19 protein-coding genes, 1 pseudogene and 1 riboswitch are annotated in these 21144 nt (G+C 71.5%); of the genes and pseudogenes, 13 read left to right on the top strand and 7 right to left on the bottom strand.

The genetic code is table 11. The features are described from left to right. Positions 1-356 (top strand): annotated as a pseudogene (locus AOK00_RS21565) (hypothetical protein); the annotation flags it as partial. 118 nt (positions 357-474) lie between these two features. Next, positions 475-1764, top strand: coding sequence for a phosphoribosyltransferase family protein (locus AOK00_RS21560; RefSeq protein WP_055601938.1), 1290 nt, complete (start codon positions 475-477; stop codon positions 1762-1764). On the opposite strand, the gene AOK00_RS21555 is transcribed toward AOK00_RS21560, so the two are convergent. Then, positions 1758-2642, bottom strand: a complete 885-nt coding sequence (locus tag AOK00_RS21555; protein ID WP_055601937.1) for a LysM peptidoglycan-binding domain-containing protein — start codon at positions 2640-2642, stop codon at positions 1758-1760. The genes AOK00_RS21560 and AOK00_RS21555 overlap by 7 nt on opposite strands. 5 nt (positions 2643-2647) lie before the next feature. Next, positions 2648-2831: riboswitch (cyclic di-AMP (ydaO/yuaA leader) on the bottom strand. 340 nt (positions 2832-3171) lie between these two features. Between AOK00_RS21555 and AOK00_RS21550 the strand changes: the two genes are divergently transcribed. Further along, the gene (locus AOK00_RS21550) at positions 3172-3774 is read left to right on the top strand and encodes a DUF6197 family protein (RefSeq protein ID WP_055601936.1); all 603 of its coding nucleotides are present in this window, start codon (positions 3172-3174) and stop codon (positions 3772-3774) included. A gap of 59 nt (positions 3775-3833) precedes the next feature. On the opposite strand, the gene AOK00_RS21545 is transcribed toward AOK00_RS21550, so the two are convergent. After that, positions 3834-5858, bottom strand: a complete 2025-nt coding sequence (locus AOK00_RS21545; RefSeq protein WP_055601935.1) for a phosphocholine-specific phospholipase C — start codon at positions 5856-5858, stop codon at positions 3834-3836. 197 nt (positions 5859-6055) lie between these two features. Further along, the gene (locus AOK00_RS21540; protein ID WP_055601934.1) at positions 6056-6937 is read right to left on the bottom strand and encodes a LysR family transcriptional regulator; all 882 of its coding nucleotides are present in this window, start codon (positions 6935-6937) and stop codon (positions 6056-6058) included. A gap of 71 nt (positions 6938-7008) precedes the next feature. Here AOK00_RS21540 and AOK00_RS21535 point away from each other — a divergent pair, with 71 nt between their 5' ends. Then, the gene (locus tag AOK00_RS21535) at positions 7009-7950 is read left to right on the top strand and encodes a DMT family transporter (RefSeq protein WP_254047445.1); all 942 of its coding nucleotides are present in this window, start codon (positions 7009-7011) and stop codon (positions 7948-7950) included. Between the two features lie 63 nt (positions 7951-8013). On the opposite strand, the gene AOK00_RS21530 is transcribed toward AOK00_RS21535, so the two are convergent. Continuing rightward, positions 8014-8448 carry a nitroreductase family deazaflavin-dependent oxidoreductase gene (locus AOK00_RS21530; RefSeq protein WP_055601932.1) on the bottom strand — a complete coding sequence of 145 codons (435 nt, stop codon included), beginning with the start codon at positions 8446-8448 and terminating at the stop codon, positions 8014-8016. Between the two features lie 115 nt (positions 8449-8563). Here AOK00_RS21530 and AOK00_RS21525 point away from each other — a divergent pair, with 115 nt between their 5' ends. From AOK00_RS21525 to AOK00_RS21505, 6 genes are all read left to right on the top strand, one after another. Further along, on the top strand, positions 8564-9190 hold the full coding sequence (locus AOK00_RS21525; RefSeq protein WP_367870051.1) for an alpha/beta fold hydrolase: 627 nt from the start codon (positions 8564-8566) through the stop codon (positions 9188-9190). Then, complete coding sequence (locus AOK00_RS41460) at positions 9178-9360, top strand: hypothetical protein (protein ID WP_367870050.1); 183 nt, start codon at positions 9178-9180, stop codon at positions 9358-9360. Before AOK00_RS21525 ends, AOK00_RS41460 begins: the two co-directional genes overlap by 13 nt. A gap of 226 nt (positions 9361-9586) precedes the next feature. Then, on the top strand, positions 9587-10801 hold the full coding sequence (locus AOK00_RS21520) for a S8 family peptidase (protein ID WP_055601931.1): 1215 nt from the start codon (positions 9587-9589) through the stop codon (positions 10799-10801). Between the two features lie 152 nt (positions 10802-10953). Beyond that, positions 10954-11940, top strand: coding sequence for a serine/threonine dehydratase (locus tag AOK00_RS21515; protein ID WP_055601930.1), 987 nt, complete (start codon positions 10954-10956; stop codon positions 11938-11940). A gap of 8 nt (positions 11941-11948) precedes the next feature. Beyond that, positions 11949-12491 carry a hypothetical protein gene (locus AOK00_RS21510; protein WP_055601929.1) on the top strand — a complete coding sequence of 181 codons (543 nt, stop codon included), beginning with the start codon at positions 11949-11951 and terminating at the stop codon, positions 12489-12491. 55 nt (positions 12492-12546) lie between these two features. Continuing rightward, positions 12547-13080, top strand: a complete 534-nt coding sequence (locus tag AOK00_RS21505; protein WP_055601928.1) for a GNAT family N-acetyltransferase — start codon at positions 12547-12549, stop codon at positions 13078-13080. A 19-nt stretch (positions 13081-13099) separates the two neighbouring features. Here the strand turns inward: AOK00_RS21505 and AOK00_RS21500 are convergent, their stop codons facing one another. Further along, complete coding sequence (locus tag AOK00_RS21500) at positions 13100-14374, bottom strand: serine hydrolase domain-containing protein (RefSeq protein WP_055601927.1); 1275 nt, start codon at positions 14372-14374, stop codon at positions 13100-13102. Between the two features lie 319 nt (positions 14375-14693). After that, positions 14694-16913 carry a catalase/peroxidase HPI gene (gene katG, locus AOK00_RS21495; RefSeq protein WP_055601926.1) on the bottom strand — a complete coding sequence of 740 codons (2220 nt, stop codon included), beginning with the start codon at positions 16911-16913 and terminating at the stop codon, positions 14694-14696. 171 nt (positions 16914-17084) lie between these two features. Between katG and AOK00_RS21490 the strand changes: the two genes are divergently transcribed. Then, positions 17085-17495 carry a Fur family transcriptional regulator gene (locus AOK00_RS21490; protein ID WP_055601925.1) on the top strand — a complete coding sequence of 137 codons (411 nt, stop codon included), beginning with the start codon at positions 17085-17087 and terminating at the stop codon, positions 17493-17495. Positions 17496-17571: 76 nt separating this feature from the next. Here AOK00_RS21490 and tpx read toward each other — a convergent pair whose 3' ends face one another. Further along, positions 17572-18072: a thiol peroxidase gene (gene tpx, locus AOK00_RS21485; protein WP_055601924.1), complete on the bottom strand. Its 501-nt coding sequence runs from the start codon at positions 18070-18072 to the stop codon at positions 17572-17574. Between the two features lie 282 nt (positions 18073-18354). On the opposite strand from tpx, the gene AOK00_RS21480 reads away from it, so the two are divergent. Continuing rightward, the gene (locus AOK00_RS21480; RefSeq protein ID WP_055601923.1) at positions 18355-19578 is read left to right on the top strand and encodes an alginate lyase family protein; all 1224 of its coding nucleotides are present in this window, start codon (positions 18355-18357) and stop codon (positions 19576-19578) included. Positions 19579-19716: 138 nt separating this feature from the next. After that, on the top strand, positions 19717-21018 hold the full coding sequence (locus tag AOK00_RS21475; RefSeq protein ID WP_055601922.1) for a glycoside hydrolase family 16 protein: 1302 nt from the start codon (positions 19717-19719) through the stop codon (positions 21016-21018). Positions 21019-21144: the final 126 nt, after the last annotated feature.

The raw sequence follows: 21144 nt of genomic DNA, 5'->3' as shown, positions 1-21144 counted from the left end.
GCTGCGCGCCACGCGCCGCCGCCTCCGCGAAGTCGAGATCCACGGCGGCGCGTGGCGCGGAGCTGCGCGTGGTGCGCGCGTGGACACCGGCGACGGGACCTGCCGATCCCACGCCGCTCTTCCACGACACAGCGGAGATCCGGGGCGAGGAGCGGCGGGTTCTCGACGACTTCCGAGGACAGCGGTGCGGCCCCTGGACACCGGATCATTGGCTCGTCGCCTTCGCCCACCAGAAGACCGTCGAGAAGGTCCTCGGTCTCCGCGACCGGTACGTGCTCGACACAGCGGACCCGGAACTCGACCGGCGACTCGCGACAGCCCAGGCCGTGGCCCTCGGCGCCCTCCGGTCCCGCTGACGCCCGGCCCACCCACCCGCGGGGGAAGGGGCGTCTTACCCTGGAGGGACGGGCAGAGGACGGAGCACGGACGTTCCTCCCCGAGCCCGGAGCCGTGCAGGCGGAAGGACGGCGGGCCATGTTCTTCAGTGATCGCACCGACGCCGGTCGCCAGCTGGCCGCCCGGCTCGACCATCTCAGGGGCCATGACGTCGTGGTGCTCGGTCTGCCGCGTGGTGGGGTGCCGGTGGCGGCCGAGGTGGCCGACGCCCTCGACGCCCCGCTCGACATCTGTCTCGTGCGCAAGCTGGGGGTGCCCCAGCAGCCGGAGCTGGCGATGGGCGCGCTCGGCGAGGGTGGCGTACGGGTGGTGAACGAGCGGGTGCTCCACGAGACCGGGGTCGGGGCGCGCGAACTGGCCGCGGTCGAGGAGCGCGAGCACGCCGAGCTCGATCAGCGGGGCCGCCGCTATCGGGGGAGCAGGCCTTCCGTGCCGCTGGAGGGCCGAACGGTCCTGGTCGTGGACGACGGTCTCGCCACGGGGGCCACGGCGCTGGCGGCCTGCCGGGTGGTACGGGCCCGGGGGGCCGCCCGGATCATCCTCGCGGTGCCGGTGGCGCCCCGCGGATGGACGGCCCGGCTCGGTGGCGAGGCCGACGAGACGGTGAGCGTGCACACGCCGGAGCTCTTCTACGCGATCGGACAGTTCTACCGGGACTTCACCCAGACCCCGGACGCGGAGGTCGTCGCCTGTCTGGACCGGATCCGCGCCGCGCACGGACCGGTCGTCCAGGACACGGACGTAAGGATCCCCGTCGCCGACGGCGTCACGCTCGCCGGACGGCTGGCGGTGCCCGAGGGCGCCACCGGCATCGTCCTGTTCGCCCACGGCAGCGGGAGCGGTCGGCGCAGCCCCCGCAACCGGGCGGTGGCGGGGGCGCTGAACCGGGCGGGACTCGGAACGCTGCTGTTCGACCTGCTCACCGAGGCCGAGGCGGTCGACCGGGCCCATGTCTTCGACACCCCGCTGCTCGCCGGCAGGCTCGCCCGCGCCACGGAGTGGCTCGCCGGGCGGCCGGAGAGCGAGGGCCTCCCGCTGGGCTACTTCGGCGCCAGTACGGGGGCGGCCGCCGCGCTGTGGGCGGCGGGTGACCTCGAGTCCTCGGTGGCCGCCGTCGTCTCACGCGGTGGCCGGCCGGACCTCGCGGCCGACCACCTGGCACGGGTCAAGGCCCCGACGCTCCTCGTGGTCGGAGGCAGGGACGTGCTGGTCCTGGACCTCAACCGGCGGGCCGAGTCGCTGCTGCGCTGCGAGAGCAGGCTGGAGGTCGTGGAGGGCGCCACGCACCTCTTCGAGGAGCCGGGCGCCCTGGAGGAGGTGGCGGAGCTCGCCACCTCCTGGTTCACCGGGCACTTCCGGGATCAGTAGGGGCCGTTGACGTTGTCGATGGAGCCGTAGCGGTCGGCCGCGTAGTTGCAGGCGGCGGTGATGTTGGCGACCGGGTCGAACAGGTCCATCGACGTGCCGGGCACGTGATAGGCCAGGAAGGTCGGCTCGATGACCTGGAGCAGGCCCTTGGAGGGGGTGCCGGCCACGGCGTTGGAGTCCCAGAGGTTGATGGCCTGGGGGTTGCCGGAGGACTCCCGCATGATGTTGCGGTGGATCCCCTCGTACGAGCCGGGGATGCCTCGCTGGGCCATGATGTCCAGCGACTCGCGGATCCAGCCGTCGAGGTTGTTCGCGTACTGGGTGGCGGCGACGGGCGCGGCCTTGACCGGAGCGGCGGCAGCTGCGGGAGCGGCGGCCGAGGCACCGGTGGTGGTGGCGACGGCCGGGGTGGCGCTGCGGCGCTCGGAGCGGCTCGCCCGTTCGGTCGTGGCGGTCTTCTTCGCCTGCGTGGGGGCGGCCTTCACGGCATCCCGACGAAGCGTCAGTTCGAGACCGGGGTGAATGAGTGACGGATTGTCACCCACCGCGCTCCTGTTGGCGCTGTAAAGGCCCTTCCAGCCGCCCTGAATTCCCTTCTTCTGGGCGATCAGGGAAAGCGAGTCGCCGCTGACGACCGTGTAGGTGCGTGCGGCGGCGGGAGCGGCGGGCGCCTTGCCGGCGGCCTTCGAGGCGACCGGAGCGGCGGGGGCGGTGATGGCCTTGGCGGCGATTTCAGGGGCTCCGGAAACGGGCGCGGCGCCGGCCGCGGCCGGGGCGATCAGCGGGAGGGCGAGAGCGGCTCCGCCCGTGCCGACCAGCGCGAGTCCACGGGAGACGGGGCGGCGGCGGGGGCGGCGGTGCTTACCGTGAGCAGGCATGACGGGATTCCTCTCCGGCGCCTTCGGGGTGAGCTGTCGGGTTCGGACTGGAGATGTCCGGCCGCGCGCACGCGGCTTCACCCCGAGCCGTTCCGGAATCCGGGCCGGCGTATTCGTGGGTCCCCCGCTCCTGCCGTCGGGTGAAAGGGAGGTATTTCGAGCGGTGGCAGGATTCGGCGATCCGCTCGAATGGAGGTGACCGTAGGCCAGTAATGCGACGGAGAACAAGAGGATCTGGGACCGGGGGTCGGTGAAAGGATCACCGAATTCATGGAATTCAAGATCGACGGTGACTCCTGCGCATCGAACTTCCTTGTCCCGCACGGCTTGCGCGGATTCTGATCACCGGAGGATTTCCGGGAAAGTGAGTCGCGTCACCAGGTGCTCAATGTCCGAATGTGCACGGTAATTCTGTTAATGGTGGAGTGGGCGATAAGACCCGTTCGGCCGTGCGGGCACTCAAGGGCATAAGTCGCAAAACCGACATTCCTCGTGAAAGATGGAGTCCCCCGACCGAGGAGCCGCCCGGATGTCGCCCTCCGCCTCCCTGCTCAATCCCGAGACCCTCGACCGTGAGGCCGCCGCCCTCTACGAGAGCGCCGCCTGGCAGCGGATCGTCACGGACCTGACCGGGCCACCGGTGCCCGCGCCCGCCGTGGAGAGCTGGCGCGACCTGCTCTCCGTGCCGGTGGAGCGACTCGTGGCCGACGCGCTCGACGCCCTGCCGCCGTCCCTTCCCGCCGAGCGGCGGCTCCCCGGCCGGATCGGAGCCGTCCTGCCCGACCGGCTGCACGCCTGGCGTCGCATCGGCCGACCCGAGCTGCGCCCCTCGGTCCACCTCGGCTACGCGCGCCTCGTACTGACGGAGTGGGGCTGGCAGAACACCCCGTACAAGCTGCGCGACGTGCGCGGGGCCCGGTGTGTCTGCGGCGCGCTCCTGGCCGCGCACCGTCTCGGCTACGGCAGTGCGACGACGATGAACGAGGCGGCCGCCTGGATCATGGCCGAGCTCCGGTCGCGGGGGTGGCACGAGCTGATCGGGCCGTGGAACCGGGCCCCGGGCCGTACCGCTGCCGAGGCGGTGGACCTCCTCGACGCCACGATCCACCGCGCGGCGCACGCCGGACGCTGACGGCCGGTCCGCAGGTGCGGGGCGGCGGCGAGGCGGCGGCCCCGCACCTGGCGGTGGGATCAGCCGGTGACGCTCGGGGCTCCGGTCTCGATGTGACCGGTGTACCGGCGCGACCAGGTCCCGTCGATGTCGGCCAGGATCGTGAAGTCGTACCAGCCGTTGTGATGGGCGACCGCGTTGAAGAAGTCCTCCCGCGTGGAGCCGGCCGGGACCGTGTAGGTCCAGGGGCCGTCCGTGCGGTAGGCGTTCGAGCGGATCGTGAACGTCACGGGTCCGGCCGAGGTGTTGCTCAGCCTGAACCACAGGGCGGTCCGGCCCGTCCCCGCCTCGGTCGCGAACCGGGATGCCACCTCGATGGCCTTGCCGGCCTTGGAGGCGTCCCCGATGAACCGGCGCAGGAAGCGGTTGGGGCCCATCATCGAGATGTCGTACTTGCCGGACCCCGACCCCAGTCCGATGTTGAAGTAGTCGGTGGCCGTGCCGCCCGCGTCGACGGTGTACTGCCAGGCTGCCGTGTCGCGGTGCTGGTGCGGGTGGATGGAGAAGTGGGCCGCCCGCTTGGCCTCGGTGCCCTGGTTCGTCATCGAGAACCAGGCGAGGATCTTGCCCGCGGCCCCGAACTCGAAGCGGTCGAGGTTGCCGTTCACCTGGTACGGCAGTGCGCGGGCCGGCCGGGTGCCGGACTCCTGCGCGGGCTGGGCGTTGTTCTGGGGCGCCGGGTTGGGCAGCGGACCGCAGGTCGCCTGGCCGATGACCTTCGTGGTGGAGGGGAGGCCGGCCGGCACGCCGTACACCGGGTGGGCGAAGTCGAAGACGCCGGTCAGATCACCCGTCACCTTCCGTCGCCAGGCACTGATGTTGGGGCAGGTGGCCGGGGTGCCGAGGGCCGTCGTCCACGTCTCCATGAAGCGCAGCACGGACGTGTGGTCGAAGACCTCCGAGCTCACCCAGCCGCCCCGGGTCCACGGGGACATGACAATCATGGGGACCCGGAAGCCCAGGCCGATCGGTACGCCGTCGAGGTACTCGCCCGGGGTGCCCGGGGGAGCGACCGGCGGCGGCACATGGTCGAAGAAGCCGTCGTTCTCGTCGTAGTTGAGGAACAGCACGGTCGAGTCGAACACGTCGGCGTCGGCGGCGAGCGCGCGGTGGACCAGGTCGACGAAGTGCGCGCCGTCCCCGGGCGGTGCGTAGGGGTGCTCCGAGAACGCCTCGCTCGCGACCACCCACGACACCTGGGGCAGCGTGCCCGCGACGACGTCGGCGCGGATCGCTGCGGCGATGTCGTCCGGGGTCGAGCCGGTCACCTTGGGGACCGAGCCCATGCCGCGGTCGTACAGCGGGTCCCCCGGCCGCGCGTCGGTGAACTTCTTGAAGTACGCGAGACCGTTGTCGCCGTAGTTGTCCTGGGCGTTCTGGTAGACCTTCCAGCTCACCCCGGCCCTCTGGAGCGCCTCGGCGTACGTCTCCCAGGTGAGTCCCGACTCCTCGCCGCCGTCCTTGCTGGAACCGTCGATCTTCCCGCTCCACAGGAAGGTGCGGTTGGGGCCGGTGGCGCTCAGCGCCGAGCAGAAGTACGCGTCGCAGATCGTGTAGTGGTCGGCGAGCGCGTGGTGGAAGGGGATGTCCTCGCGGTCGAGGTGGCCGAGCGTCCGGGTGTTGCCCACGCCGGTGACCCAGTTGTCGAGACGGCCCTTGTTCCAGGCGGCGTGCTGCGAGGTCCAGCTGTGCGGCAGGTCGCCGTTGCACTGGGCGAGGGTCTCGCCGTCCACACCGCCGGCGGGCGGGGTGTCGCTGAGCTTCCAGGGGTACTGGCGGCCGCCCCAGTTGGGCTGGTTGAACACGCCCCAGCCGCCGGGGATGTTGCCCGCGGCGCGGTCGCCGAAGCCCCGTACGCCGCGCAGGGTGCCGAAGTAGTGGTCGAAGCTGCGGTTCTCCTGCATGAGGATCACCACGTGCCGGACATCGGTGAGGGTGCCGGTGGCCGCCCTCGCGGCGGCGGAGGCCCGGGCCGTCGGCAGCGCCGCGCCGGCCACGAGCCCCGCGCCGATACCGACGAATCCTCTGCGGCTGATGGGAATCATGCTCCGCCTCTCCTGTCACGGTGTGCCCCGGCGGCACGTCGGAGACATGATGGGGGAGGGGAGCTTAAAGGTATACATCCGTGCGGTAATTAGTTGATTAACAGCCCTGGACGGCCTGGATCCAAGGGATATGCGCCTGTGGATTGGTCCCCATGCATACCAATGAAGGTCGAAGGTGGATGCCTCCTCGCGCCTGATCACACTTCCTGGAGCGCCGCGAGGAGACCGCGGACGGCCGGGAGGGACAGCGAGGACTTCCGTACCACCGCGTGGATCGAACGGACCGGCTCCGGCCCGCGGACCCTGCGGACGACCACGTTCGGATGGCGGCTGCCCAGGCCCATGAGCGGGACCAGGCTGACGCCGAGACCGGCCGCGACGAAACCCTGCGCGGTGGCGTACTCCTCGCACTCCACCGCGATGTCCGGGGCGAATCCGGCCGCCGCACAGGCGTCGAGGACCGCGTCCAGACAGGGGCCGGGCCGCTCGCTGCCCACCCAGGGTTCGCCGGCGAGCTCGGCCAGGTCGACGGCGGTACGGCGGTCGGCGAGCGGATGACCCCTGGGCAGCACGGCGCGATAGGGGTCGTCGAGCAGATGGACCAGCCGGAGGCCGTCGCCGGCCGCGTCCGGGCCGCCGCCCCGGGGCCGTACGACGAGGGTGAGGTCCGCCTCCTCGTCGGGCGGCGCGCCGTCGGCGATCCTCAGATCGACGCGCACGCCCGGGTGCTCGGTACGGAAGCGGGCCAGGGCGGGGGCCACGAGCTCCGCGCCCGCGGTGGCGAAGTAGCGGACCGAGATCCGCCCGGTGCGGCCCGCCCGCAGATCGGCGAGAGCGGTCTCGGCCTCGGCGACCTGCCGGCCGATGACGGCGGCGTGCTCGGTGAGCAGCCGCCCGGCGGCGGTCGGGCGCACCCCCCGGCCGAACCGTTCGAGCAGGGCGATGCCCGCCTCCTTCTCCAGGACGCCGATCTGCTGACTCACGGCGGACGGGGTGTAGCCGAGGTTCGCGGCGGCGGCGGTGACGGAGCCACTGGTGACGACGGCCCGGAGCACCTGCATGCGTCTCACATCCAGCATGTAGCACAGCTTAACGCTCGATGCATGATTCATCGCTTGTCCTGTCGGATCACCCGCGGGACGGTGAGGACATGACATCGGCGACACGTATGGGCGTGCTGGCCCTGCTCTGGGGCTCGGGCTTCCTCTGGATCAAGATCTCCCTCAACGAGGGCCTCACCCCGGGGTGGATCACCTTCGTCCGGTGCGTGCTCGGCGCGGCGGTTCTCCTCGCGCTCGCGTACGGCGCGGGGCAGCGACTGCCGCGGGACGGGGCCACCTGGGGCCGGCTCGTCGTCGCCGCCTTCTTCTGCAACGCGCTGCCTTTCCTGCTCTTCTCCGTCGGTGAGCAGACCGTGGACAGCGGAGTGGCGGGCGTGCTCAACGCCACGACCCCGCTCTGGTCCCTCCTCATCGGTCTGGCCCTGGGCACCGAACGCCCGCTGCGTGCCACCCGGCTGACCGGGCTCGCCCTCGGCTTCGCCGGAGTGCTGCTGATCTTCGCGCCCTGGAGCCACGGCTCCGGCCTGATGAGCTGGGGCGCCCTCGCTCTCCTCGGCGCCTCCGCGAGCTATGCCGTGGCCTTCGCCTACATGGCCCGTCACCTCACCGGTCGCGGCACCGCGCCGCTGGCGCTCTCCGCCGCGCAGCTCCTCACCGCGACCGGTCTGAGCGCGCCCGCGCTCGCGGCCGGCGGAACGGCGCCGGTGACCTGGGCGGGCGTCCTGGCGGTCGTGGTCCTCGGTGTCTTCGCCACCGGGCTCACCTTCCACCTGAACTACCGGATGATCGCGGAGGAGGGCCCGACCGCAGCCGCCACGGTCGGCTATCTGCTCCCGGTGGTGTCCGTGACCCTGGGTGCGCTGATCCTCGACGAACCGCTGACGGTACGCGTGGTCGCCGGGATGGCGGTCGTCCTGGTGGGGGTGGGCCTGACGAGGTCACGGACGCGCCGGCCACGTGAGGAGCCCGACGCGACGGTCGCGCCCCGGACGGTCGCGCGTACCGCCCGGAGCGCCTCTTCGAGCGGCTAGGGGGTGTCTTGTCGATCAGGCCGGATCGGGGCCGCGAGCCCGGCACGATCGGCCGGACACCCCCTAGGCCCGCTCGACCACGAAGACGGGAATCTCCCGCTCGGTCTTGAGCTGGTAGTCGGCGTAGTCGGGGAAGGCGGCGACGGCCCGCTCCCACCAGGCCGCGCGCTCCGCGCCGGTGACCAGACGGGCCTCCATGTCCCACGCCTGGGTGCCGTCGCGCACCTCGACGAGGGGCGAGGCGACGAGGTTGTGGTACCAGACGGGGTGCTTGACGGCACCGCCGTTCGACGCGACGAGTGCGTACGCCCCCTCGTGCTCGACGCGCATGAGCGGGGTCTTGCGGAGCTTCCCGCTCTTCGCGCCGCGGTTCGTGACCAGGACGACCGGCATGCCCCGCATGGTGGTGCCCTTGGTGCCGCCGGACGACTCGTACAGCTCGACCTGATTGCGCACCCATGCCGACGGGCTGGGCTCGTATTCACCTTCGAGTGGCATGGTGTCCCTTTCGTTGATCCGGTATCGCTGCGCGCTCGCCCCGGCGTTGTCAGTGCCGGCTCCTAGGCTGGCCCCGACGTGAGGGACAGGCGCGACACAGGGGAGAGCACACAGCATGCGGGAATTGTTCCTGGCGGGTCGGCGGGCGTACATCCGGTGGATCGAGCTGCCGGGCGTGGAGGACGGGCCCGTGCGCGTGTTCGTCCACGGTCTCGGGTGCACCTCGGCCTCGGACTTCGCCCACATCGCGGCCCACCCCGCGCTCGGCGGCGGCCGGGCACTTCTCGTGGATCTGCTCGGATACGGGCTGAGTGACCGGCCCGCGGACTTCGACTACCGCATGGAGTCCCAGGCCGAGGCGGTCGCCGCGGTCCTCGACCACCTCGGGCTCACGGGCGTGGACCTCGTCGGGCACTCCATGGGCGGTGCGGTGACGATCCATCTGGCGGCGGCGCGTCCGGAGCTGGTGGCGAGACTCGTGGTGGCGGAGCCGAACCTTTACGGGGCGGGGGAGCGTTCAGCTCTCCGGTGGCGGCCCAGGACGAGGACGTGTTCGTGGCGGAGGGGTTCGCCCGGATGGTGGCAGGTGCCGACCGCGCCGACTACGCGGCCCGGCTGCGCCTCGCCGATCCTCTGGCCGTGCACCGCAGCGCGGTCGCCCTGGTCGAGGGGAGCACGCCCGCCCCCGGCGACCTCCTCGCCGGGCTCGGGATCCCCCGGACGTACCTGGTGGGGGAGCTGAGCCTGCCGGACCCCGACGCGGAGACGGTGGTCGCGTTCGGCGTCCCGGTGACCGAGATCCCCGGGGCGGGGCACAACCTGATGCTGGACAACCCGGACGGATTCGCCGCGGCCCTCGCTCACGCCCTGGCGGACGCCCCGACCTCGCGTCCCGGCCACGAAAGAACCTGATCAGGCCACTTCGGAGGGGTTCGACGGGGGTTCGATTGCAGGCGTATGGCAGATGCATGACAAGGCCCCAACTTCCTTGAGCCACGCCCGTGGAGCGGCCAGGCTGCTGATCACGCCAGGACCGGACACACCGGTCCCGGCCGTGCACGTGGCCCCACGTGCGCCCCCCACAGTCGCGCAGTCCCACCCCACCGGGCGCGACGCCCATGAGGAGGAATCCCTCGTAATGGCACTCCCGCAGAACACCCGGACCCGCCTCGCCGTGACGGCCTCCGCCGCGAGCGCCGCCGCCCTGCTCGGCACCCTCGCCGCCGTCCCGGCCCATGCCGCCCCCGCGGAGGGCACCGTGCTCGCGGCGGGTTCGGCCGACGCGATACCCGGCAGCTACATCGTCACCCTCAAGCAGGGCGCGGGTTTCAAGGCCGCCTCCGCCCAGGGCCGCAGCCTGATAGCCGACTACGGCGGCACGGTCCGCAAGACGTTCGGCTCCGCCGTCAACGGGTACACCGCCACCCTCGACGCGACGGAGGCCCGCCGGCTCGCCGCCGACCCGGCCGTCGCCTCCGTCGAGCAGAACCAGATCGTCCGCGCCGACGCGACGCAGACCAACGCCCCCTGGGGCCTGGACCGCATCGACCAGGCGAACCTGCCGCTGTCCGGCACGTACACCTACCCCGACTCCGCCGGCAGCGGTGTCACGGCGTACGTGATCGACACCGGTGTCCGGATCAGCCACTCCCAGCTCGCCGGGCGCGCGGTGAACGGGTACGACGCGGTCGACGGCGACACCGTCGCCCAGGACGGCAACGGCCACGGCACCCATGTCGCCACCACGATCGCCGGAACCACTTACGGTGTGGCCAAGTCGGCGAAGATCGTGGCCGTCCGCGTCCTCGACAACAACGGCTCCGGCACGACGGCCGGCGTCATCGCGGGCATCGACTGGGTCACCGCCCACCACACCGCCGGCGCCCCGGCCGTCGCCAACCTCTCCCTGGGCGGCGGCGCGTCCACCGCCCTCGACAACGCGGTGAAGAACTCCATCGCCGACGGCGTCACCTACGCGGTCGCCGCCGGCAACTCCGGCGTCAACGCCTCGTCCACGTCGCCCGCCCGGGTCCCGGCCGCGATCACGGTCGGTGCCACGAGCAACACCGACGCCAAGGCCAGCTGGTCCAACTACGGTTCGGTCCTCGACCTCTTCGCCCCCGGGGTGTCGATCACCGCCGGCTGGAACACGAGCGACACCGCCACCAGCACCATCTCGGGCACCTCGATGGCCACCCCGCACGTCGCCGGCGCGGCCGCGATCTACCTCGCCGGGCACCCCTCCGCGACCCCTGCCCAGGTGTCCGCCGCCCTCGTCAACGGCGCCACGACCGGCAAGGTGACCAGCCCGGGCAGCGGCTCCCCGAACCGGCTCCTGAAGATCGTCCCGTAGTCCCGGACAGGGCACCGCCCCGGAGGCAGCCGGCGCCTCCGGGGCGGTGCCATGCCCCGGCCCCGCCGCGGCAGGACCGCGCTGCTGAGAGGATCACAGAGGATCGACGACAACACAGCCCCTCGGCACTCCCATCCGCACCAGGAGCCCCCGTGCACACCCCCCTCACTTACGCCGACATCAAGACCGCCGCCGATCGGATCGCCGGACAGGTCCGCCCCGTCACGGTGACCGAGGCCGAGCCCGGCAACGAGCCGTACCGGCTCCACTTCGCCCTGGAACACATGCAGCACACCGGCTCCTTCAAGGCACGGGGCGCACGGAACTTCCTGCTCGCCCACCAGGAGGACGGCACCCTTCCCGCCGCCGGAGTCACCATCGCCTCCGGTGGCAACGCCGGGCTCGCCTGCGCCTGGGCAGCACTGCGGCAGGGCGTCCGGGCCACCGTCTTCCTGCCGGCCACCGCCCCGAAGGTGAAGGCCGACAAGCTCGTCGGCTACGGCGCCGAGGTCCGGCTCGTCGGCACGGAGTACGCCGAAGCGCTCGCGGCCTGCGAGTCGTTCGCCGCCGAGACCGGGGCGCTCGCCTCCCACGCCTACGACCATCCGCTGATCGCAGCCGGGGCCGGCACCCTGCTCGACGAGATCCACGACCGGATCCCGGACCTCGACACGGTCGTCGTCGCGGTCGGCGGGGGCGGCCTCTTCGCAGGCGTCGCCACCGCGGCACGGCACCACGGCATCCGCACCGTCGCCGTCGAACCCGAGCACTGCCGTGCCCTCGACGCCGCGCTCCGGGCCGGGCACCCCGTCGACGTGACCGTCGACTCCGTCGCCGCCGACTCGCTCGGCGCCCGCAGAGCCTCCGCCACCGCCCTGGCGGCCGCTCAGCACGACGCAGTCCGTACCGTCCTCGTCCCGGACACCGAGATCATCCGTGCCCGCCGGGCCCTGTGGGACGACCGCCGCCTCGCCGTCGAGCACGCGGCCGCCACCGCCCTGGCCGCCCTCACGGCACCGGACCCCAAGGGCGCGACGGACCACGGCTACCGCCCGGCCCCGGGCGAGAAGGTCTGCGTGGTCCTCTGCGGCGCCAACACGGACCCCACCGACCTCACGCCCACCACAGAAACCGCTTAGCGCGGCACATGGACCACTCCCGCCTCGAAGCAGCCCTCGCCCACCCCGACGACCCGGCGTTCCGGGCCTGGCTCCAGGCGCTCTCCCACGCTCTCGGCCGCGACTTCGAGGAGGACCTCGGCTCGCCGGGCGCACGCGCGTTCCTCCGGACGGCCTTCACCGACAACGGTGCCGTCCCCGCGCCCCACTTCGCGCCCCTCGTGGACGAACACCGGCGGGTCCACGCCGAGCGTGTCGTGACCGCGCTGCTCGACCGGGCGCGCCGGGACACGGGCCGGATCTTCGACGTACCCGTCCGCTCCGAGTGGTCCGACGACCGGGACGGGATCGGCCGGGTCTCCGTCGGCCACGAGCCCGTCGAGGGCCTCGACCCGGTCGACATCGCCGTCTCGGCGGCCGAGGGCGTCCAGTGCCACCTCGCCGACCGCGAACTCCTGGTCTGGCCGCTCTGCCCCGACCACCGCACCGGCCCCCACGCCACCCGTACCCCTGGCGGAGCGGCCTGGGTCTGCTCGGTCACCGGCCACGTGGTGGCACCGCTCCCGGGCTGAGCGACAGGGAGGGCCGGTGGCGTGGAGTGCTCGTTCCGTGCGTCAGGATGGGGGCATGACCGAAATTCGTACCCCCCGTCTCATCCTCCGGCCCTGGAGCGACGACGACCTTGTCCCGCTGGCCGAGATCAACGCCGATCCCGAGGTGATGCGCTGGATCGGGGACGGCTCGGTCCGGGACCTGGAGCAGACCGCCGAGGACATCGAGCGGTACGAGGAGGAGTGGGACGAGGAGGGCTTCGGGATCTTCGCCGTCGAGCTCATCGCCTCGGGCGAGCTGATCGGCTTCGCCGGTCTGTCCCTGCCGGAGTTCCTCCCGGAGGTGATGCCGGACGTGGAGATCGGCTGGCGGCTTGGCAGGCAGTTCTGGGGCCAGGGATACGCCTCCGAGGCCGCCCACGCGGTCCTGGAGTTCGCACTCCAGGACCGCGGGCTCGACCGGGTCGTCGCCATCACGCACATCAGCAACCAGGCCTCCGAGAACGTCATCGGCAAGCTCGGCATGACCGAGGAGCGCGAGACGACCCACCCGGCCTTCGGCGTTCCCCTGCGGGTCTACTCGATCGACCTCACCGAGTACGAGGCCTGACGACCCCGGTCGCGACGGATCAGTGACGCTCGGGCAGGTCCCGCTCCGCCGGCAGTGACGTGAGGTCACGTGCCGTGGGCGAGGCGGCGGCGCGCGAGGACGCGGCGGGCGCCGGCTTCTTGCCGCAGAACGCGGCCTCCAGCGTCCCGCCGAGCGCCGTGTTGGCGGCACCGTGGTTCGAGGTGTTCGCCATCGCCGAGACGCTGCGGCGGCCGTCACGGGTCGAGAAGGTGTACGTGTAGAAGCCCTGCACCGTGCCCGTGTGCCCGTACACCTGCGTACCGCACGACAGGTTGTAGCGGCGCAGACCGAGACCGTAGAACCGGGTGCCGGCGGCGTCGGTCGGCGTGACCGTCGTCATGGCCTCCATCATCGCCGGGGACAGCAGCCGGCCGCGCATGAGGGCACTGGTGAAGGTGTTCAGGTCCGCGGGGCTGGAGATGACGGCCCCGGCGGACTGCGCCCAGGAGACCGTCTGCTCCGTGGAGTCCACCAGCGCGCCGCCCTCCTCGTCCGGGTGCAGGTAGCCGCGCACGTGGGCGCCCCTGATCCGGGTCTCGGGGTGCACGTACGAGGTCTTGGCGAGCTTCAGAGGCTTGAAGATGCGGCGCTCGTACGCGTCGGCAACGGGCCGGCCGGTGAGCTTCTCGATCAGCATGCCGACGACCACGAAGTTGGCGTTCGAGTACTGGTAGGAGACACCGGGCTGGGTGGTCCGCGGCTCGCTCAGCGAGAGGTCGACGAGCTCCTGGTAGCTGAACACCCGGTTCCGCACGGCCTCGAAGCCCGGCACCGTGTGCTCGAACATCGCGTTCGTGTAGTCGGCGAGCCCGCTGCGGTGGGTCAGCAGATGACGGACCGTGATGCGGTCGTCGGGCAGCAGACCGGGCAGGTAGGTGTTGACCGGCGTGTCCAGCTGGAGCTTGCCCTCCTCCACCAGCTGCAGCAGGACCACGGTGGAGAACGTCTTGCTGACGCTGCCGATCCGGAAACGTGAGTGGATGTCCATGGGCGCGCCCGAGACGCGGTCCTGGACGCCGACGGTCCGGCTGCGGACCCCGTCGGGGCCGACGAACCGGGCCATCGCGCCCGGAGCTCCGTTGGCCATGGCCGAGTTCAGCGCGGCGACCACGCCGTCCATGTCGGGCGCGGGGACCGCGGGAGTCGCTGCCGCGGTGGGCGCGACGGGCGCGCCGGGAGCGGCGAACGCGCTGGTGGCGGGGGCAACGCCTGCGGCAAGCGCGGCGATCAGGGTGGCACTCACGGCCAGGCGTCGGTGCGACGACAGGGGCACGGTGATTCCTCGACTTCTTCCGGATCGTTCGGTACGGCACACGGCGGACGTGCGCCGCAGGGCACGGGAACACCCGACCGCGAGGCCTGGCCCGGTACCCATGGATCATGAGTGCCAACGTCCGAGAACGGTTCCTGACACGGGGCACGGGTTGTGGAACCCGCACGTCCGCGCCCCGCGCTCTCGCCCGGACGGCGCCCGTCCCCAGGAGGGGATGACGCGAGGGACGCGCAAGGGCCCGGCCGGTCGACGGAGTCGACCGGCCGGGCCCTTGGGATCACACGGGGTTCAGCCGTTCACAGCCGGTCCCGGCCGGCGATCAGGCGATGTCGAACCGGTCCAGGTTCATGACCTTGGTCCACGCGGAGACGAAGTCGGTCACGAACTTCTCCTTCGCGTCGTCGCTCGCGTAGACCTCGGCCAGCGCGCGCAGCTCGGAGTTCGAGCCGAAGACCAGGTCGGCGCGGGTGCCCGTCCACTTGACCTCGCCGGTGGCGGAGTCGCGGCCCTCGTACGTGGTCGCGTCCTCGGACGTCGCCGTCCACGTCGTCCCCATGTCGAGCAGGTTGACGAAGAAGTCGTTCGTCAGGGAGCCCGGGGTCGTGGTGAGGACGCCGTGCGCGGACTGCTGGTGGTTCGCGCCCAGGACGCGGAGGCCGCCGACGAGGACCGTCAGCTCCGGCGCGCTCAGGGTCAGCAGGTTCGCGCGGTCGACCAGCAGGTACTCGGCCGGGAGGCGGTTGCCCTTGCCGAGGTAGTTGCGGAAGCCGTCGGCCTGCGGCTCGAGCGCGGCGAAGGACTCCACGTCCGTCTGGTCCTGCGAGGCGTCCACGCGGCCCGGGGTGAACGGCACCTCGACGTCGAAGCCGCCGTCCTTGGCCGCCTTCTCGACGGCCGCGGAGCCCGCGAGCACGACCAGGTCGGCGATCGAGACCTTCTTGGCGCCCGCGGCGTCGAAGGAGGCCTTGACGCCTTCGAGCGTGCGCAGCACCTGCGCGAGCTCGTCGGGGTTGTTGACCTCCCAGTTGCGCTGCGGCTCCAGGCGGATGCGGCCGCCGTTGGCGCCGCCCCGCTTGTCGCTGCCACGGAAGGAGGAGGCCGAGGCCCAGGCCGCGGAGACCAGCTGCGCGACCGTGAGGCCGGAACCGAGGATCTGCTCCTTGAGGGAGGCGATGTCCGCGGCGTCGAGCGTCTCGCCCTCGTGCGCCGGCAGCGGGTCCTGCCACAGGAGGACCTCGGAGGGGACCTCCGGGCCGAGGTAGCGGACGGCCGGACCCATGTCACGGTGCGTCAGCTTGTACCAGGCGCGGGCGAAGGCGTCCGCGAACTGCTCCGGGTTCTCGTAGAAGCGCCGCGAGATCTGCTCGTAGGCCGGGTCGAAGCGCAGCGAGAGGTCGGTGGTGAGCATCGTCGGGAGGTGCTTCTTCGACGCGTCGTGGGCGTCGGGGATGATCGCCTCGGCGTTCTTCGCCACCCACTGGTTCGCACCGGCCGGGCTCTGGGTGAGCTCGTACTCGTATTCGAAGAGGTGCTTGAAGAAGTCGTTGCTCCACTGCGCGGGCGTGGTGGTCCAGGTGACCTCGAGACCGCTGGTGATCGCGTCGGCGCCCTTGCCGGTGCCGTACGAGTTCGCCCAGCCGAAGCCCTGCGCCTCCAGGGGCGCGGCCTCGGGGTCGTCGCCGACGTTGTCCGCGGGGCCGGCGCCGTGGGTCTTGCCGAAGGTGTGGCCACCGGCGATGAGGGCGACGGTCTCCTCGTCGTTCATCGCCATGCGGCGGAACGTCTCACGGATGTCGCGGGCCGCGGCGACCGGGTCCGGGTTGCCGTTGGGGCCCTCGGGGTTGACGTAGATGAGGCCCATCTGGACGGCACCGAGCGGGTTCTCCAGCTCGCGGTCACCGGTGTAGCGCTCGTCGCCGAGCCAGGTGGTCTCGGGGCCCCAGTAGACGTCCTCGTCGGCCTCCCAGACGTCGGCGCGGCCACCGGCGAAGCCGAAGGTCTTGAAGCCCATCGTCTCCAGGGCGACGTTGCCCGTGAGGATCATGAGGTCGGCCCAGGAGATGTTCTGGCCGTACTTCTTCTTCACCGGCCACAGCAGACGGCGGGCCTTGTCAAGGTTGCCGTTGTCCGGCCAGCTGTTCAGCGGCGCGAAGCGCTGCTGACCGGCACCGGCGCCACCGCGGCCGTCGCTGATGCGGTACGTGCCCGCGCTGTGCCAGGCCATGCGGATCATGAGCGGGCCGTAGTTGCCGAAGTCGGCCGGCCACCAGTCCTGCGAGGTGGTGAGCACCTCGGCGATGTCCCGCTTGACGGCCGCGAGGTCGAGGGCGTTGAAGGCCTCGGCGTAGTCGAACTCCGCACCGAGCGGGTTCCCCACGACGGGGTTGGTGGCGAGGATCTTCAGGTTGAGCCGCTCCGGCCACCACTGGCGGTTGCCGCCGCCCTGGGTCGGGTGCGCGGCACGGCCGTGCGCGACCGGGCAGCCGCCCGAGCCCTCGGGGGCGGGGTCGGTGACGATTGCGTCGTGGTTCTCGGACATGCAAATCCTTCCGGACGGGGCGGATCGTGGTGCTCAGCCGGGGCGGGCACCAGCGGGGTGTCGGGTGCCCGACCGGAGCCGTGGTGTGCCTTGGCTATTGCCGGAACTAATCCTACGATGGACAGAGTCCAAGTCAAGAACCACGCCAACCATCCGAAGGGGTGAGCCGAAATGAGTGACCTGCTGGAGCGCCTGCGTGCGCGTGGCTGGCGCATGACATCCCAGCGGCGTGTCGTCGCGGAGGTCCTCGCCGGCGAGCACGTCCACCTCACGGCCGACGAGGTGCACGCGCGCGCCGTGGCACGCCTTCCGGAGATCGCGCGGGCGACCGTGTACAACACCCTGGGTGAGCTGGTGGCCATCGGCGAGGTCGTGGAGCTCTCCACGGACGGCCGGGCGAAGCGGTACGACCCGAACGCGCACCACGCGCACCAGCACCTGGTCTGCTCGAACTGCGGCCTCATCCGCGACGTCCACCCGACGGGTGACCCGCTGACGGTCCTCCCGCCCGAGGAGCGGTTCGGCTTCACCGTCTCGAAGGCCGACGTGACGTACCGCGGGCTCTGCCCCGCCTGTGCCTGACCCGCCGAAACGGCGGAAGCCCCTCCACCAGGGCGGTGGAGGGGCTCCCGTGCGTCGCCGAGAGGCGGCGGCGCTCCTACTTGAGGGCGGCGAGCGCGTCCTCGTAGCTGGGCTCCTCGGCGATCTCGCCGACGAGCTGCGCGTGCAGCACGGTGTCGTTCTCGTCGAGGACGACGACCGCGCGGGCGGTCAAACCGGCCAGCGGGCCGTCCGCGATCTCCACGCCGTAGTTGGTGTGGAACTCACGGCCGCGGAGCGTCGAGAGGTTCTTGACGTTCTCGAGACCCTCGGCGCCGCAGAAGCGGGCCTGTGCGAAGGGGAGGTCGGCGGAGATGCAGAGCACCACCGTGTTCTCCAGTGCGCCGACCTTCTCGTTGAACGCGCGGACCGAGGACGCGCAGGTCGGGGTGTCGACGCTCGGGAAGATGTTGAGGACCTTGCGCTGACCGGCGTAGTCCTTCAGCGACTTGTCCGCCAGGCCCTCGGCGACGAGCGTGAAGTCAGGAGCCTGGCTTCCCGGGGTCGGCAGGGTGCCGTTGACCTGTACGGGGCTGCCCTTCAGCGTGACCTGGGCCATGGGATATCTCCTTCGGACGAGGTAAGTGACAACGAGGGGAATCGTACGGCGTGGCGGCCCGCCCACCGGACACGTCCGTCAGGTGGGGCCAGGCGTGACCGATCGTTGAGTGTTCATGTATGTGACCACGGCAGGGTTGGTGATCCGCTCATCTGGTCGTTCGAACCGGCGAAAGCATGCAGTGCTCACTTATCTCGCAACCTTGACGCCTTTGGTTCAGACCTTTAGGTTCCACCCTCGAAAGCCACCGCTGGTTCACATATCTGAAGAAGGGGCAACCCCATGGTCATACGGCGCGATGCTTCCCATGCGAGGCGCAAGGGAAGGAGGGTGCTGCTCACCGTCCCCCTGCTGGCCGCCGCTCTCCTCGGCGCCTTCGTCACGGGACCCGGGGGAGGCCGCGCCGAAGCGGCCCCCACCACGTTCACGCACCCCGGCGTCCTGGTCTCCCGCGGCCAACTCGACTTCACCCGCGAGCGGGTCAACGCCGGCGCGCAGCCCTGGAAGGCCGCCTACGACCAGATGGCGGCGAGCAAGTACGCCTCGCTGTCCCGGGTCCCGAAACCCCGCTCCGTCGTCGAGTGCGGCTCGTACTCCAACCCGAACAACGGCTGCACCGACGAGCGTGAGGACGCCATCGCCGCGTACACGCTCTCCCTCGCCTGGTACGTCACGCGGGACAGCCGGTACGCCCAGAAGGCCATCGAGATCATGGACGCCTGGTCCGGGGTGATCACCGACCACACCAACTCGAACGCGCCCCTGCAGACGGGCTGGGCCGGATCCGCCTGGCCGCGCGCAGCCGAGATCATCCGCTACACCTACACCGGCTGGCCCCAGGCCCGCGTCGACCGGTTCAAGACCATGCTGCGCAACGTCTACCTCCCCGAGGTCGCCAACGGCTCCCACTCCAACGGCAACTGGGAGCTCAGCATGACCGAGGCGGCCATCGGCATCGCCGTCTTCCTTGAGGACCGCGCCGCGTACGACAAGGCCGTCACGAAGTTCCGCGGCCGCGTCCCCGCGTACATCTACCTCGCGAGCGACGGCGCCCTGCCGAAGGCGGCGCCGGGCAGCGGCCTCGACACGCGCGACGAGATCGTCCGGTACTGGCAGGGGCAGACGACCTTCGTCGACGGCCTCACCCAGGAGACCTGCCGCGACCTCACCCACACCGGCTACGGCCTGTCCGCCATCTCGCACATCGCCGAGACGAGCCGGATCCAGGGCCAGGACCTCTATCCCGAGGTCGCCGACCGGCTTCGGCACGCGCTCGGCCTCCAGGCCAAGTACGAGCTCGGCGCGGCGGTCCCGGGCTGGCTCTGCGGCGGCACGCTCAAGGACCACCTCGGGCCGGTCACCGAGGTGGGCTTCAACGCGCTCCACCACCGCATGGGGTACGGGATGACGAACACCCAGAACCTCACCGAGTCCCGGCGCCCGGCGGGCACGAACAACCTCTTCGTCGCCTGGGAGACCCTCACCCACGCCGGCAACCCCAACTGACCGGAACACGCGGGGAGTCCGCACCTCTTGACGCCCCCTTACTTCACTTCTTAAATCATGGAGGCGCCCAAGGCTCTCGTCATGTCATGGGCATGGCGACAGCCTGCCTTTCCCCCACACCCGACGGAAGTGAGAGTCATGCCCTCCGCCCGCTCAGCACGGCGGCCGCTGTTCACCGCCGCGACAGCACTCGCCCTGGCCCTGGCCACCGCGGCGCTCGGTCCCACCGGCCTCGCCCAGCCCACCGGCCCCGCCGAAGCGACCACCGCCCTCCGGACCGCCGCCCTCCAGCCGGCGGCCGGGGCAGCCGCCGTCACCTTCTCCGACACCTTCGACGGCGCCGCGGGGCTGCCCGTGGACGGCTCGCGGTGGCAGATCGAGACCGGCGACAACGTCAACAACCACGAGCGCCAGTACTACACGGCCGGAAACCGCAACGCCGCCCTCGACGGCCAGGGCCACCTCGTGATCACCGCCCGCAAGGAGAACCCCGGCAACTACCAGTGCTGGTACGGCCGGTGCGAGTACACCTCGGCACGGCTCAACACCGCCGGAAAGTTCACCGCGCAGTACGGCCACGTCGAGGCCCGGATGAAGGTGCCGCGCGGCCAGGGCATGTGGCCCGCGTTCTGGATGCTCGGCAACGACCTCGGCCAGGTCGGCTGGCCCGCCTCCGGCGAGATCGACATCATGGAGAACGTCGGATTCGAGCCGTCCACCGTGCACGGCACCCTGCACGGCCCCGGCTACTCCGGCTCCGGCGGCATCGGCGCCGGCTACACCCTGCCCGGTGGCCAGGCCTTCGCCGACGCCTTCCACACCTTCGCCGTCGACTGGTCTCCCGGGAAGATCACCTGGTCCGTGGACGGAACCGTCTACCAGACCCGTACGCCCGCCGACCTCGGCGGCCGCGCCTGGGTCTTCGACAAGCCGTTCTTCCTCATCCTCAACCTCGCGGTCGGCGGCTACTGGCCCGGCGACCCGGACGGCTCGACCGCCTTCCCTCAGCAGCTCGTCGTCGACCACGTCCGCGTCACCACCGCCGACGGCCCGACGACCGGCGGGCCGATCACCGGTATCGGCGGCAAGTGCGTCGACGTCGCCGCGGCGAACAGCGCCAACGGCACCCCCGTGCAGCTCTACGACTGCAACGGCACCGGCGCCCAGCAGTGGACCGTGGGGGCCGACGGTACGATTCGGGCGCTCGGCAAGTGCCTCGACGTCACCTCCGCCGGCACGGCCGACGGCACCCCCGTCCAGCTGTGGGACTGCAACGGCACCGGCGCCCAGCAGTGGACCGCCAACGCCGCCCGCGACATCGTCAACCTCGGATCCGGCAAGTGCCTGGACGCCACCGGCAACAGCTCCGCCAACGGCACCAGGCTGCAGATCTGGTCGTGCGGCGGCGGCGCGAACCAGAAGTGGACGGTGACGCGCTGACCTCGCAGGCCCGCCGACCCGCTGACCGCGTCCGGTCGGTGACGCGCCGACCCGCCGACCGCGTCCGGTCGGTGACGCGCTGACCTGCGGAGCCGTCTGCGGGCGACGCGGGCCGCCCGCCTAGGC

This window comes from Streptomyces aureus (assembly GCF_001418135.1).
Lineage (GTDB): Bacteria > Actinomycetota > Actinomycetes > Streptomycetales > Streptomycetaceae > Streptomyces > Streptomyces aureus_A.
The sequence above is the reverse complement of the archived record's forward strand: the minus strand, read 5'-3'. Positions and strand labels throughout refer to the sequence as shown.